Genomic DNA, 16,130 nt, shown 5'->3' on the forward strand with positions numbered 1-16,130 from the left:
GTTTAGAGGCCTCCGCGTGATTCGCGCGGGCCAGGGCGTTGGCCTTGCCCCTGGCTGCCCGCGCGAACGCGCGCCGGTTGGTTCACCGCGGTACGCGGCGCCTTTGCCACGGCATCGGCGTCGGCCGCGCCGGCCACAACGCGTCCGCGCGACGCTGCGCGCGCCCGCAGCATCTCCTGCGTGATTCTCACGTGCTGCATCGCATAGTTCTGCGTGGTCAGATCGCGCGACAGCAAACCGGCGGCGGCCGCCTGTGCCTGGTGCAACGCGTCCGCGGGAGAAGCCGCCAGCTGGTCCACCGCCTCACGCAACGCTTGGGGATTGAACGGCGGGATGTAAGCCGCCTCGCCCGCCGGAAAGTAATCCTGCAACGCGCCGACGTTGGTGACCACCATCGGCTTGCCGACCGCCGCCGCCTCCAGCATCACGGTGATGCCTGAGGCGTGCGAATTCGGCCGCAGCGGCACGACGATCACGTCGGCCCAGTCGTAGAGTTCGTGCTGCTTCTTGATGCCGGAGAACAAAGCGATCTCCACGTTCGGCGCGCGCAGCGAGGCGGGAATCCGCCGGCGTGTCGCAAGCTTCACCGTGTAGCGCGCATCGTTGCCGAAGGCCTTGATGAGCGTTTCCCAATCGCGGTCGCGATCGTTGCCGATCGCCGCGATGCGGATCGGCGTGTGCGGCGTCCACTCGGTCGGCGTCTTCACCGGAAAGTCCTGCGTGTTCAGGCCGTACAGGAGCGGCTTCGCGTCGCGATTGAAATAGCGCTGGCACAGCTCGGCGTTTTCGCTGGCGAGCGTCGTCAGCTGGTCGGCGCGCGTCATCAGCTTGCGATAGAGCCAGCTGCGCAGAATTCCATAGGAAGGCCATTTATCGAGCAGCCACACGCTTTGCGCCAGCAGCAAGGGGCTGGCATTAGCGCCCGCCTTGCGGCCGCTCAGCAGCAACATCAGCGCGGCGGACAGCCATTCCTGCTCGGTATGCGTCCAGATGACGTCCGAGCGCAGCATCTCGTCGCGGTTGCGCCACGTATGGATGAAGTCGAACCCGAGCGCCGCCTTCAGCGCTCGGCGCAGCAAACGCACCGGTTTGCTTTCGCGCGCGTCCTGCGAATAGGTCAGCCTGAACGCATCGGATTCGGCATGGTGATACCCGTACAGGCAGCCGATGTTGTCGCCGGGCCGGTAAAAGCGCGGGTCGGCGCCGTAAAACAGATGAACGTGAACTTTCGTACTCATGCAGACACTCCGCTCTGCCGGTGGAAAGGGGCATCGGCCTGCGCGAGCAGGCGCCAGTGCCGATGCACGAACGTGCAGGACGTTGGGGACACGTGAGCGCTCGCGGGCGTCACGCGGTCCGCGACAACGCGCGGCGCGCCTCATGCGCGCCGGTGCGCACCGCACGCCAGCGCGACAGCCTCAGGCTCGCCTGTTTCGACACCAGCGCAAGCGCGGCGTGGGTAAGGCCCGGATAAACGCGCGTGCCCACCAGCGTCCACCACCACCACGCAGTTTCACGGCGCAGCGGCGGTAACTGGTCGCGCAGGATCAGGTGGAAGTTGAAGGCGGCGTTACGCAACGCCGCCATGGTTTGCGCGTCGCGCCGGTCGTCGTCGAAACGCTCGGCCGGGAAATGGTCGACGGCCACGCGCGGGTCGTACATCAGCTTCCAGCCGGCGTTCTTCACGGCGAGGCTGAAGGCCATGTCGTTATGAACCTGGGCACCCGCACCGCGCAGGCGCTGATCGAAGCGGATCGTGCGGACCGCGTCGCGCCGGTAGCTCATGTTGGCGCCCTTCAGGATGTCGACTTCGCGTGCGCCGCCCACACCCAGGTGGTGATTGCCGATGATCTTGCCGTGCGCCGTGACCTTGCCGACCAGCGGCCGCTCGCCGTCGAGCACGCGGCCTTTTTCGTGCACCCAGTCGCGGCCGCCCAGCGCACCGAGGCGCGTATCGCTTTCGAACGCGGCAGCAATCCGCTGGACCCAGTCGACGTGCGGCGCGGCGTCGTCGTCGGTAATCGCAATCACGTCGCCTTTGGCCGCATCCAGTCCGCGATTCAAAGCCGCGACCTGGCCCGGCACCTCCACCAGCGCGACGGACAACGGCAAGCTGCCGGGCACGGCCGGATCGCGGAGGCAGGTGTGGGTCGCTTCGTCGTCGGCGCGCGCGACCACCACCACTTCGTCCGGCGCGCGCGACTGCCGTTGCAACGCCGCAAGGCAGCGCGCCAGGTCGGCCGGGCGGCGGTAGGTCGGAACCAGTACGGTGACTTTCATCGTGATGTCCTTTTCTATCGTGTTTGCGCTGGCATCAGCACACTGGGCTCAGCCTCGTGGCTCAGGTGCTCAGATATTCCTGGACCGCTGCATAGCCACGGTCGTAGCCGCCGCGCGAGCGCGCCGGCATACCGTTGAAGATGCCGCCCTGCACGTGCACGCCGGCGGCGCGCAGGCGCTTCAACGCCTCGGCAATCTCGCCTTCGTTATGCACGCCCGAACGCATCACGAAGAAGGTCGAACCGGCATAGGCGCCGATGATCGATGCATCGGTCACGGCCAGCACCGGCGGCGTGTCGATGAGAATCACGTCGTAACGCTTGGCAAGGCCCTCCAGGTATTGCGGAAGACGCGGCGACATCAGCAATTCCGACGGATTCGGCGGACGGCGGCCGCACGAGATGAAGCTCAGGCCTTCGACGTTCGAGGCGCGGATCGCTTCTTCGAGCGAGATCTGCCCGCTCAGTAATTCCGACAGGCCGTTGTCCTGCGCACCGCCCACATAACGTTCGAGCGCACCGCGACGCATATCGCCGTCGATCATCAAGACGCGTTTGCCCGAATTCGCGAGCAGCACCGCCAGATTGACCGTCAGGAAGCTCTTGCCGACGCCGGCCATGGGGCCGGTCAGCATGACGATGCGATTCTTCGCGTCCATCATCGTGAACTGCATGGACGTGCGCAGGCTGCGCAGGCTTTCGATCGTGACGTCCTTCGGCCGCGCATCCGCCAGCACCGAGCGCAGGCGTTCGCCGCCGCGCTGGAAGCTGCTTTCGAGCAGAGCCTGTTCGGCGCTCAAGGGCACGAGACCGTACACCGGCAGATGGAATGCGCGCTCGATATGGTCGGGGTCGTCGATGCCCTTGAACATATTGCGGCGCAGGAACACGAAGCCGGTGCCGCAGATCAGGCCCAGAATCACTGCGGCCGAGAGAATCAGCACCTTCTTCGGCTTGACCGGCGCACCCGGACGCATCGCCTGGTCGACGATATGCACGTTGCCGCCGGTACCGGCCTTCTGCACCGACAATTCCTGCACGCGGTTGAGCAGCAGCACGTAGATGTCTTCCGCCACCTTCGCATCGCGTTGCAACTGCACGGCCTTGACTTCGGTTGCCGGCAGATCGCGGAAGCGGTCAGCGTATTTGGCGCGTTGCGCCTCCAGTTCGGCCATCTGCTGGCGCGCGGCCACGAGCATCGGATGGTCGTCGCCGTAACGCTCGGTCAGTTGCGCCATCTGCAGACGCAAACCGGCGATCTGCTGCTCGTACTGCACGCTGCCTTCGAGGTAGACCTTGGCTTCATCGCTCGCATTGATCGAGCCGGATTGACGCTGGTAAGCGGTCAACGCGGCTTCGGCGCGTTCGAGATCGGCCTTCAGGCGCGGCTCTTCGCTCTTCAGGAAGTCGAGCATCTTGCTCGCGTCGACCTGCTTGTTCGACACGTGCTGGCGGACATACGACTGCGCGAGCGCATTGGCCACCAGCGCGGCGTGCTCAGGACTCTTGTCTTCCAGCGAGATCTGGATCACGCCGGTCTGCTTGCCCTGCTCCTGCACGGTGATCGCCGACTGGAACGCGGTGATCGCGTCGAGGTCGTTAAAACGCGTCACGGTGAACTCTTCACCCGGCCGGGCCACCAGCTTGTTGACGAGGATCGTCACGCCGCCGCCCTGCTCCTGCTGGCCCACCTGACCGCGCAGCAGCAGCGTGCCGTTCTTTGCGTAGAGCTCGTAGTGCTGTTCGTCGAACACCTTCATCGTCAGCTTCTCGCCTTCGAGCGCCGGCACCACGTCGAGCGAGTCGATGTCGGCCTCTTCACCGCCCCAGGCATATGAAGCCAGACCCAGCCACGGCGCCGCCGGCTGGCCCGGCGTCGCCAGGTGCGCGGCAATGCTGCCGAGCAGCGGAATCGTCTTCGGCACGACGCTGAAGTTCAGCTTCAGTTGCTGGACCACCGGGCCGACCACGCCGCGGCTCTTGATGATTTCGATTTCGGCATCGGTAGGCAGCGAAGTCGAGCCGGTGGTGATGGCCGCGCCCGTTTGCGTCTGCGTGAGCGCCTGCGAGGTGTTGTCGGACTGCTCGACCCGCACATGCGCATCGGCCGAATAGATCGGCTTGGCGAGGAAACAGTACGCGGCGGCCAGCGCGACGATCGCCGCGGCGATCGTGATCAGCCACCAGATGTCGTCGAGGATCACCTGCACCAGTTGCCCGAGGACGACGTCCTCTTCTTCGGTCTTGATTGGACCGGCCATGTGTGGAGAGATTTGGTTGCTCACAATTCGATCCCGTTTCGGTTGCTTCGGCGTGGGCTTCAGCGGGTGCTCTGGCATGGGCTTGCGCGTTTGCCTCGGCGTTTGCTTCGGTCCCGCGCCCTTTGAGAGCGGCGCGGGCCTGTCGACGGCTCAGACAGTAGTTATCTCGTCAACTGCTTCAGGTAGAACAACGTCTGTACGCTCGGCAGGACTTGCTGCAACACACGGTTGAACGTGGTCGAAGCGGCGGTGCCCACATACACGACATCCATCGGCTGCAACTGGAACTGGGACGACAGCATGATCGCGTCGGGCTGCGTCATGTCGAGGCGGTACACGTCCGGCGTGGTCGGATGCTCGCGCATGCCGCGCATCACGAAGATCTGGCGCGGATTGGCGTCCGTGTCGAGAATGCCGCCCGCCTGGGTCAGCGCGTCGGCGATCGTCAGGCGGCCCTTCACCATCGGCAGCTGGATCGGCGTCTTCACTTCGCCCATCACGAAGATGCGGCTGTCGTTGTGATCCGGCACGTTGATCACGTCGCCGTTTTGCAGCATGACGTTCTGCGTGGTGTCGCCCTGGTCGAGCATGCGGTTGGCGTCGAGCACGTACAGCTTGTTGTTGCGCGTGAGACGCACGCGCTGGATGTCGGCGTCGCTGTTGGTGCCGCCCGAGCGCGTGATCGCGTCGACCAGCGTGAGCGGCACGTCGCTGATGGCGAGCGGGCCCGGCGTCTTCACGTCGCCGGTCACCTGCACTTTCTGGCCGCGGTACGACAGCACGCGCACGTCGACCTGCGGATTGCGGATGTAGCGCACGAGGCCGGAGCTCAACTGATCGCGCACTTCGCCCACGGTTTTGCCCGCGGCCTTGATGCGGCCGACGAACGGGAAAAAGATCGTGCCGTCGGGGGCAATCGTCTGGCCGTACGGATCGGCCTGGCCCGGCAGCGCGGCGGTATACGGCTGCTGCAAGGCGCCGCCGATCGACTGCGTGGTATTGCCGCCCGCGGACAGCGTGCTGCCCTGCGGGGTGGTCAATTCCGGGTGGTCCCACACGGTGATGCCGAGAATGTCCTGCGGCGAGAGCCGGTACACGTACTGCGACGGATCGCTATAGTGCGAAGTCGGCAGCGCCTGTTGCGCGGCAGTGGCTTGCGCCTGAGCTTGCGCCGCCACCAGCGGGCCGTCGATCAGATGCACCGGATAGGTTTCGTTAGCTTGCTGACTCTGGTGCTGGCCGTCGTCTTTCAGACGGGACGTGTCGAGATAATTGCCAGGTGCGGTAGCGCAGGCCGACAGAAAGGACGTCAGCAAAAGCGTGGCGGCGAGTTTCGAATTGACGTTCGCGAATGTGTGTGCAGTGCGTTTTTTCATCAGCATATTTTCTTCAGCCATCCCATGACCAGGTGTTCGATGAGCACGAGACTCTCCCTATAGTCGGCTTCCTTGCCGCCGTGCGGATCGGCGACGTCGGAATCGTCTTCCCACTTGCCGAGCGGATAGACCTTGCCGCGCGAAGCCGGATCGAGCGCTTCAACCGCGCTCACCTGCGAGCGCTCGCTGACGAGTACGAGATCGGCTGCGCGCACGAGCTGGCGGTCGAGGCGCCGCGAATAGTGGATGCCGGAGGCGACGCCCTGCTCGGCGAGCAGGCGCCGCATCACCGGGTCCATGGCGTGGCCGTTGGTGGCGCGGAGACCCGCCGAATGAAACGCGATCGGCGCTGAGGACGGCCGCGACGGCGCGCGCTGCCGGGCCTTGAACAGCATCTCGGCTGCGGGCGAACGGCACACGTTGGCGTGGCAGACGATCAGAACGTTGGCGAACATGGCGGGCTCCTTAGTGAGGCTTTGGCTACACGGCGGCTTATTGGCCAACTCATTGGCCAACTTACTGGCCGACCTCGACCGTATCGGCCGCGTCTACCGTGACCGGCAGGCCGTTCGCACCGACTTTCGCCGGCGCATTGCGCAGCGCGTGCTGACGGCCGATCGCGTGATACTCGATACCGAGTTCGAGCAGCGCGTCCGGTTCGTACAGATTGCGGCCGTCGAAAATCAGCGGCGTGGTGAGGCTCTCCTTGAGCGAACCGAAGTCCGGACTCTTGAAGACCTTCCATTCGGTGAGGATTACCAGTGCATCGGCACCCTCGGCCGCTTCCATCTCTTCATTCACGAACGACAGGCGCGCATGCTGTTGCGGCACGTCCTTCAGATCGAGTGCGAACACGCGCTTCGATTCGTCGATCGCGACCGGATCGTAGGCCTTCACGCGTGCGCCGCGGCGCAACAGTTCGGCGATCAGCGGGCGGCTCGGCGCTTCGCGCATGTCGTCGGTATTCGGCTTGAACGCGAGGCCCCACACGCCGAAGGTGCGATCCGACAGGTCTTCGCCCAGACGGTCGACGATCTTCTGCGCAAGGATCTTTTTCTGCGTGTCGTTGACGGCTTCCACCGCTTCGAGAATGCGCAGATTGGCCTTGTGGTCGGCTGCCGTGCGAATCAGCGCCTGCACGTCTTTCGGGAAGCACGAGCCGCCGTAACCGCAACCGGCATACAGGAAGTCGTAGCCGATGCGCGGATCGGAACCGATGCCGCGGCGCACCGCTTCGATATCCGCGCCGACGCGGTCGGCCAGATTCGCGAGTTCGTTCATGTACGAGATACGCGTGGCGAGCATCGCGTTAGCCGCGTACTTGGTGAACTCGGCCGAACGCACGTCCATGTACAGCGTGCGTTCGCGATTGCGGTTGAACGGCGCATAGAGGCGCTTCATCAGCTCGCGTGCTTTTTCGCCGGGCACGTCTTCGTCGCAGCCGAGCACGATACGGTCGGGGCGCGTGAAATCTTCCACGGCCGCGCCTTCTTTCAGGAATTCCGGATTCGACACCACGGAGAACATGTGGCTCGCGTTGCGCGCGGCCAGTTCCTCGGCGATCACGTCGCGCACGCGCGAAGCCGTGCCGACCGGCACCGTCGATTTGTCGACGATCACCTTGAAGCCCGTCATATGGCGGCCGATATTGCGCGCAGCGGCCAGCACGTATTGCAGGTCGGCGGAACCGTCTTCGTCGGAGGGCGTGCCCACCGCGATGAACTGGATGTCGCCGTGCGCGACCGCGGCCTCGATGTCGGTCGAAAACTTGAGGCGGCCGGCCTTGCGATTGCGCGCAATGATTTCCTGCAGACCCGGTTCATGGATCGGCACGCCGCCGTTGTTGAGCACGTCGATCTTGCGTTGATCGACGTCGAGACAGAACACGTCGTGGCCGATGTCGGCGAGACATGCGCCCGTTACGAGGCCTACGTAGCCACTACCGATGATCGTCAGGTTCATGTATTACACCTCGGAAAATGGAGTTGATTCGGGAGAGCGGCCGCGCGTTGCACGGCTGCGCCTCAATATGCGTTGCTGCCCACAAAGCCCTTCCACAGCGTCAGCACGACGATCTTGATGTCGAGCCAGAAGGTCCAGTGCTGCATGTAGTACAGATCGAGCTTGACGCGGCCCATCATCTTTTCGATGCGATCGGTTTCGCCGCGATAGCCGTTGATCTGCGCCCACCCGGTGATGCCCGGCTTGATCCGGTAACGGTGCATGTAGCCCTTCACCAGATCCTTGTAGATGTCGTCGTGTTCGAGCGCATGCGGACGCGGACCCACGACCGACATCTCGCCGCGCAGCACGTTGATGAACTGCGGCAATTCGTCGAGGCTAGTGCGCCGCAGGAACGCGCCGACCGCGGTGATGCGCGGATCGCGCCGGGTCGCCTGAGTGATCTTGCCGGCCTCTTCCTTGTGCATCTTCATCGAGCGAAACTTGTAGATCTCGAACTGGTTGCCGTCGATGCCCTTGCGCTTCTGGCGGAAGAACACCGGGCCCGGCGAGCTCACCTTCACCATCACCGCGATCACCAGCATCACCGGCGACAGCGCTGTCAATGCCGCCAGCGCGAACAGCCGGTCGAAGATGCGCTTGGGCAGCACGCGCAGATCGGTGATCGGCGAGGCGGCCAGGTTGATCGCCGGCACACCGAGCAGGTCCACCATCGGCTGATTGAAGAGCGTGAGGCTGCGAACGTCCGGAATGAAGCGGATGTTCACGAAGTCATTCTTCAGGTCCATCACGAAGCGATGGATCGCCTTCTCCTTCGAGATCGGCAGCGCGAGCCACAGTTCGCGAATCGCCCGCTGACGCACCAGTTGAAGCATCCGCGAGTAGTCGCGCTCGACCGGCACGCCTTCGATCACATCGCTCGCATCCGGATCTTCATACGGGTTGATCGTGCCCTCCTCGTCGAACAGCACGACGGGGCTAAAGCCAGCTTCCGGGCGGCTGCGCATCTGTTCGATCAGGAAGCGCCCATACGGCGCGCCGCCGACGATCGCCACCGCGCGCTGATTGAAGCCTTCGCGGCGCAGTCCGCGCAGGATCGAATAGACAATCACCTTGGTGACGATCAGCAGCACGATCGTGGCGATCGCCCAGTAAAACAGCCACAAACGCGACAGGCTGTCCGAACGGTGCAGGCTGAAGCTGATCAGGATGCCGGTGATCTCCACCATCACCCAGCCGCCCGCAACGCGGCACAGCAGGTCGTACAGCGGCTTGCCGCGCCACGACTGATAGATCCCGAGCGCAGGGAAGAACACCACCACGAGCAGGCAGTCGAACGCGAGCGACACACTTTGGACGTCGTCCAGCCACACCAATTTCCCGCTGTGCACGGCCGTCGCGATAGCCGCGCCGAGCGCGACCATGGCGATGTCGATGATTCTCGATAGAACGCTCAGCATGAGCTGCCCCTCAGTTCGTCAGTCAAGTGCCATCCGTTGGTTGGTTGAATTCCCGTCACACTCATCACGTCCTGCCACCGGGAGCGCAACGCCGGTATTCGCGCCCGCAGATCGATGCGCGGCGCGAAACTGATTGACCCGGTGTTAATTACCCTGCCGCTTTCCGGATTAAAAAAATTCCTGAACGGACGATCCGGAAAACAGGTGTCGAAATGAGTGAATACCCTTGTACAGGTATAGATAAAGCGGTATTAAAATTCGGACTGCAAGACAGCAAAATATCTCAAAATGTATCGGTCATTTTTTCGATATTTTTTCGGAATTTTGCGCGGCAATTGTTACCGATTTCGCGTTTGAGAGGCCGGTTTCTTGCCTTTCTGGAAGCGGATGTGAGCCAGGCTGTCCGTTTTCCTACGAAGCTTACGCCCCGCCTTTCGTCCCCATTCTGCGTCATTCCGCCGGATAAAAAAATCACCTGTTATTTTTTTCGGGTAATTTTTCTTTTTTAAAAATTGGCCGGACATTTTTTCTTCACGAAACAGCCAATTTTATTAGACGGTTTATATAGTTTCTATTTAACGCTCTTTTATTCATTCTTTACTTCGTGATAAAACTCGACGCATTCACCCAGCCTCGAGGAGTCCATCATGACAGCTCCGGTTACGGCCACACCTGCCGACACCCGGTCCACGCAAGCTATGCACCTAAACGTCAAGCTCAAAGTTCATCCCGTGATTCTGGCGGGCGGCTCCGGTACACGCTTGTGGCCGATGTCGCGCGAGCAGCATCCGAAACAGCTGATTGGCCTGCTCGGCGACGACTCGCTGCTGCAGTCGACCACGCGCCGGCTCGACGGGCTCGAAACGGGCCATCCGCTTGCGGAGCAACTCGTCGTGGTGGCCAATGAAGAACAGCGCTTCACCACAGCCGAGCAATTGCGGACGAGCGGCAAGCCGACCCGGCTGATTCTCGAGCCCGCCGGCCGCGATACGGCGCCGGCGCTGACGGTGGCCGCGCTTTCGATCGCCGCGCAGGACGAGGACGGCATCATGGTCGTGATGCCCGCCGATCACGCGGTAACCGACAGCGCCGGTTTTCATGCAGCGGTGGCGGCCGGCGTGCAGCATGCGGCAGCCGGCCATATCGTGACGATGGGCATCGTGCCGACGCGTGCGGAAACGGGTTATGGCTACATCCGTATTGGTGCGGCGCTTGGCATGCCTAATGACGCTCGCGCAACGGACGGCGATGCGGCCGGAAAGGTCGGCGCGCACAAGCTCGATCGCTTCGTCGAAAAACCGCATCTGGAACTGGCGCAGCGGTATATCGATTCGCAGGAATACTGGTGGAACAGCGGCATTTTCATCATGCGCGCCTCGACCTGGCTGAAGGCGATCCGCCACTTCCAGCCGGCGATTTACGAAGCGTGCGACGCGGCCTTCGCAGGCGGCAAAGCGGACGGCGATTTCTTCCGCCTGCAACGCGACGCGTTCTGCGCCTCGCCGTCGAATTCGATCGACTACGCGGTGATGGAGCAACTGGGTAACGATCAGACCGCCGCATCCGGCGTGGTTGTGCCGCTGCAAGCGGGCTGGTCGGACGTGGGTTCGTGGGACGCGATCTGGGACATTTCGGAGAAAGACGCCGATCGGAACGTGGGGCGCGGCCGCGTGATGTTCGAAGGGGCAAGCTCGACCTTCGCGCATTCGGAAGGACGCCTGATCGCCTGCGTCGGCACGCAGGACCTCGTGGTGGTCGAAACGGCCGATGCGATTCTGGTCGCGGACAAATCGCGCGTGCAGGACGTCAAGAAAATCGTCGGACGGATTCGCAACGATGGCGGACTGGAAGCGACCAACCATCGCAAGGTGCATCGCCCGTGGGGCAACTACGATTCCGTCGACACCGGCGAGCGCTTCCAGGTCAAACGCATCGTCGTGAAACCGGGTGCGCGACTCTCTCTGCAAATGCATCATCACCGCGCGGAACACTGGATCGTCGTGCGCGGCACCGCACTCGTCACGCGGGGTGAAGAGCGCTTTATCGTCTCCGAAAACGAATCAGCTTATATTCCGCTGGGCGTCACTCACCGTCTCGAGAATCCGGGCAAGATGCCGCTCGAAATGATCGAGGTGCAGTCGGGCTCATATCTCGGCGAAGACGATATCGTGCGCTTCGACGATACGTATGGACGTCAATGATTCACAACGAATGAAGCGGGAACCTGCGGCTGTTGCTCCTGACGGCCGCGGGGGTATTGCTGTATCGCTAACCGCCGTGCTCACCCCGCATGGGAGATGAGTTCTGGATAGGACGGAAAACGATCTGATGCACTGCTTTCGGTTGCGGTTGCAGGTGCGGCCGGTTCGCTGGGATAACGGCGCAGCGGTCCACGGAATGCATTGAGCGGACCGTGCAAAGGCCCACCGTGATTCACCGCGACCGGCTCCGGCACATGACGCATGGCCGGCAACGGACGCGCCGCTGCAGCAGCCGCCGCAGTGGCATTCACTGCAGGTGCGGCCTCGGCTGCAGCCTGCGTACGGCATTCACGGTCGATCCACTGCCGCGCCCATTCGAGCGCGTATTCCTCCGCCGCGTCGGCCTCGGCAAAGCGCGGGCCCACGAGGCCGGAACGCTCGACGCGTTTGCCGTCCTTCATGATCTCCGCCCACGCGCGATACATGGCGTTGGGCACCTGCTCCGCCGCAACGTAGATCACATAGCCGCGCCGGTCGGCGACCTGCGTGCCGCGTGGCGCGAGGCTCATCGACAGCGAGCTGCGCTGCTGATCTTCAAGCTGTTGCGTGCGGCGTGCCGACGTGATGGCCGAATCCAGGCTGTGCATTGCCGCGCCCACCGCCCGTGCTTCTTCCATGCTTTGCAGACCGGCGCGCATGACGGGCCGGTGCGCAGGTGGCGCGGATGTCGAGCTGGCCGAAGGTGTACGCGACACCGGCGGCGCGTTTGTCATACCCGACAACTGGCGCGTGATATCGGCGAACGGATCCGCCGAACGCCAGTTGCTCAGGCTGCTCGATACGCCGGGCGCCTGCCACGATTCGGGGCTCTTCCACGACACACCACGCAGACCTTCGTCGCGCACACTAGGGGTTTCGGCTACCGGTGCTGCCGGTTTGGCCGCGACAGGCGGCGCCGGTTGCGGGACGTACGCGAAGGTACGTCCGGTTTTGGACAACAGCCGAACCATCTCGAGCAGCGTGCCGTTCAACTGCCATTCTTCAAAACGGCGCCGGCATGTAGGACCTGACGGATAGCGGCCCGGCAGTTTCGACCAGGGTTCGCCAGTTGTCAGGATCCACAGAACGGCATTCGCCACGATACGCGGTTCGGCGCGGGGCCGGCCGCGTCGGTTCAGACGGACGGCCGGCTCATCAGAGACAAGCGCTGCCAGCAGCGCCCATTCGTCATTGCTTAGCTCATCGAAAAACATTGGGTTTTCTCCACGCAGCCTGGCCGGGCCGCGGCTTTGGGCGGCCACGGATTCAACTTTCACGATCCGTGTGCAGCCCGCGGTTGCACAAATATGTTTTGTACGTTCTGTTTGCGGGTCAATAGCGCACTGGGTTAGTGCGGTTTGTCCCTATTGCGAAGCACAAAACGTGGTCTCACTCGTGCATGGGAGAATTTGTGCACGAAGCATACCACCACCAGGGTTTGCGTGAATATGATTGAGACAAGTGTTACGGATGGAAACAATCTTGTCCTTTTTGCTGCGTCATTTCTCGTATTGCCGTAACAGAACTGCCGTCGGTTCCGGCGCCGAAAGACGCTGTTGCACAGCACAACAGCGCGGCAACGATGGCGAATTGCGTTTACGAAATTTATATTTGAGCCACAACGCATTTCGATGCATTTTGATGGCATTTCCGCCTGGCTGCGGGATGCCTGGGCGCAGTGTTTTGGCAGCAACTGGGTGACATCGAGGTGCGATTGCCGTCGAAGCGAACACAGCGCTTCTTCATGCCGTTCGCATTCCTCTCGACGCCGCGCGAGCGCGGCGGTTTGGTTTGCTTCTAACGCACGGGGTTCGCCGCGCCCTCACCCACCACGGTCATCCATGGGCGTACGCGCCAGCGCGTCACGAGCCCCGCGAGCACATACGGATCGGCTCTGGCAAAGGCTTCGGCGGCTTCGGGCGTGTCACCTTTGAAGAGCAGCACGGCCGTGTCCACAGGCTCGGTCAAGGCTCCACCCAGTTGCAATTCACCGCGCTCGGTGGCCGCCCAGGCGAGCGCCAGATGGGCGTCGCGATACGTGCCACGCCTCTCGAGGTAGTCCGGCACGAGGTCGTACATCAACAGGTAGTGCATGGCGAGCCTCCTTTGGCTTGCGTGACTGGGACGACGGGCGGCGCATCGGCGCGGGAATTCCGTCAAGATTACCCCTGCGATCTTCAACGGGATTTTCTGCCGATTTCCTATTCATTTGCACCTGCAGCAATGCAAATTGGATGTTTAGAATTTGATCGCCCATATGGAATGACGACGGCCTAATTCATTTGCATACGCCTTACCAATTAATCCGGATTGCATAACATATTCTTGCACTGCCGTGATTCGGCCGTTTTATCGCCCGGGAGCGCCGCCAACCCCGCTCCGTAGGGGAAAACCAGCGTGCTCGCGTGTCAACCGGAATGGCATTCCGTCCGTTCTGGCAGACAGCATTTGCCATAATGGACGTGCCGAGGGGTCCTGGACGCCGTTGACGCCCACGCGCATGAACGACCAAAAACGTTTTCACCACCGATGGAGTGTCACATGAAAATCCAATCCGCTATCGCTGCACTGGTGCTGGGTACTGTCCTCGTTTCGCCGGTGTTCGCGCAGAACAGCCAGCAAACGAAAATGGCCGACTGCAACAAGCAGGCTGCCGACAAGAAAGGCGACGACCGCAAGGCTTTCATGAAGACCTGCCTGTCCGCGAAGCCGGCTGCCGCAGCGCCAATGAGCCAGCAGGACAAGATGAAGGCGTGTAACACGCAAGCCACCGGCAAGAAAGGCGACGACCGTAAGGCCTTCATGAAGACCTGCCTGTCGTCCGCACCGGCTAACTAAACACGAGGCAATCGGCGCGGGCCTCACGCCACGCGCCTGGCCACGTATTGCTCGAACAGGGCCGCGCCGTTTTCCGGCGCGGCCTTGGCCTTCCTTCTGTCCCGACGCCTGCGCTCTCTCGCCGCTGATCTCCAGGCGGCCGCCCTCGCGCTACCTCTCCCTTCGCAGCCCATCCGCGCGAACGCGCCGTTTTTCTTCTATGATGGCTGCGGAGACGGCCCACCCCCATACACAACATTAGACGGGCCGCCATCTTGTCGTTGGTGCTGCAGAGCATCGATCGGAGGCAAGGATGGTATCGAAGCATAAAAACCGCTGGTTGAGGCGGTGGTTGGTCGTCATCATTTTCTGGGCCGTGCCCGTGGCGATCGTTGCAGTCAGCGAGATCCGGGAGGAAATGGCGTATAACGCCGTCGACCTCGACCGTGCGCTGACCACCTGGAATTTCACCGACGCACAACGCGCCGCCGGCGCGCCCGCGCGCTGCCACGGCAAGCCCGACGAGGCGCAAGCCGCCGGCTGTCCGGCCGATGTGCTGGCGGCCAATGCGCCCCGCCAGCAGAACGCCCGCAACGAATACAGCGTGCGCCGCTCCACGCTTATGGGTTACCTCTGGCATGCGTTCGTCGGCTACTGGATCGTGCCGGCCGTCACGCTGTTCCTGATCGGCGTATTGATCGGCATGATTCGCCGCGTGCTGCGGCGCCCGCCGGTCAAAAGTCCGGCAAACCATGGGTGAGGACGCGGGTGCGAATGCAGCGTCGAGGCAACACTTTCAATTCGATTTCAATGCGAATCGTGGACGCGGAAAATCGGTAAAAACCGGTCTTCGATACGGTTTCAACCCGGCCGCCGATGAGCCGGTCCCTGGGCGATTCGATTCGCCGGAAGCCCATTCGAAGGCGCTGTCCGAGCGTCTTTCAACGCCCTCCCGCCACCGGTCAAAATTACAGCAGCGCGCCTGGCGATGGCTCGCAAGCCCCCGCCCCGCAAGGCTTTTCGCCGAACGACGAAGTACGCTCTTCACGCTTGCGTGTGATATAACTTAAAAGCAGCCCGGCAACACCATATGAGGTTGCGCCCAGGAACCATGATGGAGAAAAACGATGCAAAGACGAAACTTCATGCTGAAGACTACCGCTGCGCTCGCTTTCGGAGGCCTTGCACTCGCTGGTTGTACGACTAACAGCGGCAACCCCAACACCCCCTCCACAGATGCCTCCAAACGCCAGTCGATCGACGCCAGTGTCGACGGCACCATGTCGCGCCTGTTCACGACCGTGAAGGGTTCGCGCGAACTCGTATCCAAGGCGCGCGGCGTCCTGGTGTTCCCGTCGGTACTGCAGGTGGGCTTCATCGTCGGCGGCCAGTATGGCGAAGGTGCGCTGCGCGTAGGCGGCGGCACGGTCGGCTACTACAGCACGGTTTCCGGCTCGTTCGGTCTGCAGGCGGGCGCGCAATCGAAGGCCATCATCTTCCTGTTCATGACGCAGGACTCGCTCGACTCATTCCGCAATGCCGACGGCTGGTCCGCGGGCGGCGACGCCTCCGTCGCGTTGGTGAAGATGGGCGCCAACGGCGCGATCGACACGACCACGGCAACGGCCCCGGTCGAAGTATTCATTTTGACCAATGCCGGCCTGATGGCCGATGTCTCGCTGCAGGGCACCAAGGTAACGCGCCTGAAGATCTAGGCGCGCGGTCCTGCGCTGTC

The 16,130-nt window shown here is 62.7% G+C and carries 13 protein-coding genes; 4 read left to right on the plus strand and 9 right to left on the minus strand.

The features are described from left to right. Window positions 1-2: 2 nt before the first annotated feature. The 7 genes from M0D68_RS12410 to M0D68_RS12440 all read right to left on the minus strand — a co-directional run bounded on the left by M0D68_RS12410 (window position 3) and on the right by M0D68_RS12440 (window position 9,338). Complete coding sequence (locus M0D68_RS12410) at window positions 3-1,238, minus strand: glycosyltransferase (RefSeq protein WP_266224383.1); 1,236 nt, start codon at window positions 1,236-1,238, stop codon at window positions 3-5. Window positions 1,239-1,347: 109 nt separating this feature from the next. Continuing rightward, complete coding sequence (locus M0D68_RS12415) at window positions 1,348-2,280, minus strand: glycosyltransferase family 2 protein (RefSeq protein WP_200619411.1); 933 nt, start codon at window positions 2,278-2,280, stop codon at window positions 1,348-1,350. Window positions 2,281-2,341: 61 nt separating this feature from the next. Next, window positions 2,342-4,540, minus strand: coding sequence for a polysaccharide biosynthesis tyrosine autokinase (locus M0D68_RS12420; RefSeq protein WP_266224506.1), 2,199 nt, complete (start codon window positions 4,538-4,540; stop codon window positions 2,342-2,344). Between the two features lie 161 nt (window positions 4,541-4,701). Next, window positions 4,702-5,922: a polysaccharide biosynthesis/export family protein gene (locus tag M0D68_RS12425; protein ID WP_093633747.1), complete on the minus strand. Its 1,221-nt coding sequence runs from the start codon at window positions 5,920-5,922 to the stop codon at window positions 4,702-4,704. Next, window positions 5,916-6,371: an exopolysaccharide biosynthesis protein gene (locus tag M0D68_RS12430; RefSeq protein WP_093633748.1), complete on the minus strand. Its 456-nt coding sequence runs from the start codon at window positions 6,369-6,371 to the stop codon at window positions 5,916-5,918. The genes M0D68_RS12425 and M0D68_RS12430 overlap by 7 nt, the downstream gene beginning before the upstream one ends. A gap of 61 nt (window positions 6,372-6,432) precedes the next feature. Next, a complete protein-coding gene (locus M0D68_RS12435) occupies window positions 6,433-7,878 on the minus strand; it encodes a UDP-glucose/GDP-mannose dehydrogenase family protein (protein ID WP_200651027.1) in 1,446 nt (481 codons plus the stop codon). Window positions 7,879-7,940: 62 nt separating this feature from the next. Then, complete coding sequence (locus tag M0D68_RS12440) at window positions 7,941-9,338, minus strand: undecaprenyl-phosphate glucose phosphotransferase (RefSeq protein WP_266224387.1); 1,398 nt, start codon at window positions 9,336-9,338, stop codon at window positions 7,941-7,943. Between the two features lie 647 nt (window positions 9,339-9,985). Between M0D68_RS12440 and M0D68_RS12445 the strand changes: the two genes are divergently transcribed. Next, complete coding sequence (locus M0D68_RS12445; protein ID WP_093633751.1) at window positions 9,986-11,539, plus strand: mannose-1-phosphate guanylyltransferase/mannose-6-phosphate isomerase; 1,554 nt, start codon at window positions 9,986-9,988, stop codon at window positions 11,537-11,539. An 80-nt stretch (window positions 11,540-11,619) separates the two neighbouring features. On the opposite strand, the gene M0D68_RS12450 is transcribed toward M0D68_RS12445, so the two are convergent. Together M0D68_RS12450 and M0D68_RS12455 are read right to left on the minus strand one after the other, a co-directional pair. After that, window positions 11,620-12,792 (minus strand): transposase, encoded by a 1,173-nt coding sequence (locus M0D68_RS12450; protein ID WP_266224389.1) that lies wholly within the window; start codon window positions 12,790-12,792, stop codon window positions 11,620-11,622. A 583-nt stretch (window positions 12,793-13,375) separates the two neighbouring features. After that, window positions 13,376-13,672, minus strand: coding sequence for a YciI-like protein (locus M0D68_RS12455; RefSeq protein ID WP_093633753.1), 297 nt, complete (start codon window positions 13,670-13,672; stop codon window positions 13,376-13,378). A gap of 447 nt (window positions 13,673-14,119) precedes the next feature. On the opposite strand from M0D68_RS12455, the gene M0D68_RS12460 reads away from it, so the two are divergent. The 3 genes from M0D68_RS12460 (at window position 14,120) to M0D68_RS12470 (ending at window position 16,110) form a co-directional block, all read left to right on the plus strand. After that, window positions 14,120-14,416, plus strand: coding sequence for a PsiF family protein (locus M0D68_RS12460; RefSeq protein WP_200651029.1), 297 nt, complete (start codon window positions 14,120-14,122; stop codon window positions 14,414-14,416). Window positions 14,417-14,708: 292 nt separating this feature from the next. Continuing rightward, on the plus strand, window positions 14,709-15,155 hold the full coding sequence (locus tag M0D68_RS12465; RefSeq protein WP_266224391.1) for a hypothetical protein: 447 nt from the start codon (window positions 14,709-14,711) through the stop codon (window positions 15,153-15,155). A 367-nt stretch (window positions 15,156-15,522) separates the two neighbouring features. Next, window positions 15,523-16,110 carry a YSC84-related protein gene (locus tag M0D68_RS12470; protein WP_093633756.1) on the plus strand — a complete coding sequence of 196 codons (588 nt, stop codon included), beginning with the start codon at window positions 15,523-15,525 and terminating at the stop codon, window positions 16,108-16,110. Window positions 16,111-16,130: the final 20 nt, after the last annotated feature.

The organism is Paraburkholderia sp. SEWSISQ10-3 4 (genome assembly GCF_030464785.1).
Classification (GTDB): Bacteria; Pseudomonadota; Gammaproteobacteria; order Burkholderiales; family Burkholderiaceae; genus Paraburkholderia; species Paraburkholderia aspalathi.

Bases quoted from the DNA above. Each gene is read 5' to 3' on its own strand.
- M0D68_RS12410 (WP_266224383.1), bottom strand. From the start codon at position 1,238: ATGAGTACGAAAGTTCACGTTCATCTGTTTTACGGCGCCGACCCGCGC.
- M0D68_RS12415 (WP_200619411.1), bottom strand. From the start codon at position 2,280: ATGAAAGTCACCGTACTGGTTCCGACCTACCGCCGCCCGGCCGACCTG.
- M0D68_RS12420 (WP_266224506.1), bottom strand. From the start codon at position 4,540: ATGGCCGGTCCAATCAAGACCGAAGAAGAGGACGTCGTCCTCGGGCAA.
- M0D68_RS12425 (WP_093633747.1), bottom strand. From the start codon at position 5,922: ATGCTGATGAAAAAACGCACTGCACACACATTCGCGAACGTCAATTCG.
- M0D68_RS12430 (WP_093633748.1), bottom strand. From the start codon at position 6,371: ATGTTCGCCAACGTTCTGATCGTCTGCCACGCCAACGTGTGCCGTTCG.
- M0D68_RS12435 (WP_200651027.1), bottom strand. From the start codon at position 7,878: ATGAACCTGACGATCATCGGTAGTGGCTACGTAGGCCTCGTAACGGGC.
- M0D68_RS12440 (WP_266224387.1), bottom strand. From the start codon at position 9,338: ATGCTGAGCGTTCTATCGAGAATCATCGACATCGCCATGGTCGCGCTC.
- M0D68_RS12445 (WP_093633751.1), top strand. From the start codon at position 9,986: ATGACAGCTCCGGTTACGGCCACACCTGCCGACACCCGGTCCACGCAA.
- M0D68_RS12450 (WP_266224389.1), bottom strand. From the start codon at position 12,792: ATGTTTTTCGATGAGCTAAGCAATGACGAATGGGCGCTGCTGGCAGCG.
- M0D68_RS12455 (WP_093633753.1), bottom strand. From the start codon at position 13,672: ATGCACTACCTGTTGATGTACGACCTCGTGCCGGACTACCTCGAGAGG.
- M0D68_RS12460 (WP_200651029.1), top strand. From the start codon at position 14,120: ATGAAAATCCAATCCGCTATCGCTGCACTGGTGCTGGGTACTGTCCTC.
- M0D68_RS12465 (WP_266224391.1), top strand. From the start codon at position 14,709: ATGGTATCGAAGCATAAAAACCGCTGGTTGAGGCGGTGGTTGGTCGTC.
- M0D68_RS12470 (WP_093633756.1), top strand. From the start codon at position 15,523: ATGCAAAGACGAAACTTCATGCTGAAGACTACCGCTGCGCTCGCTTTC.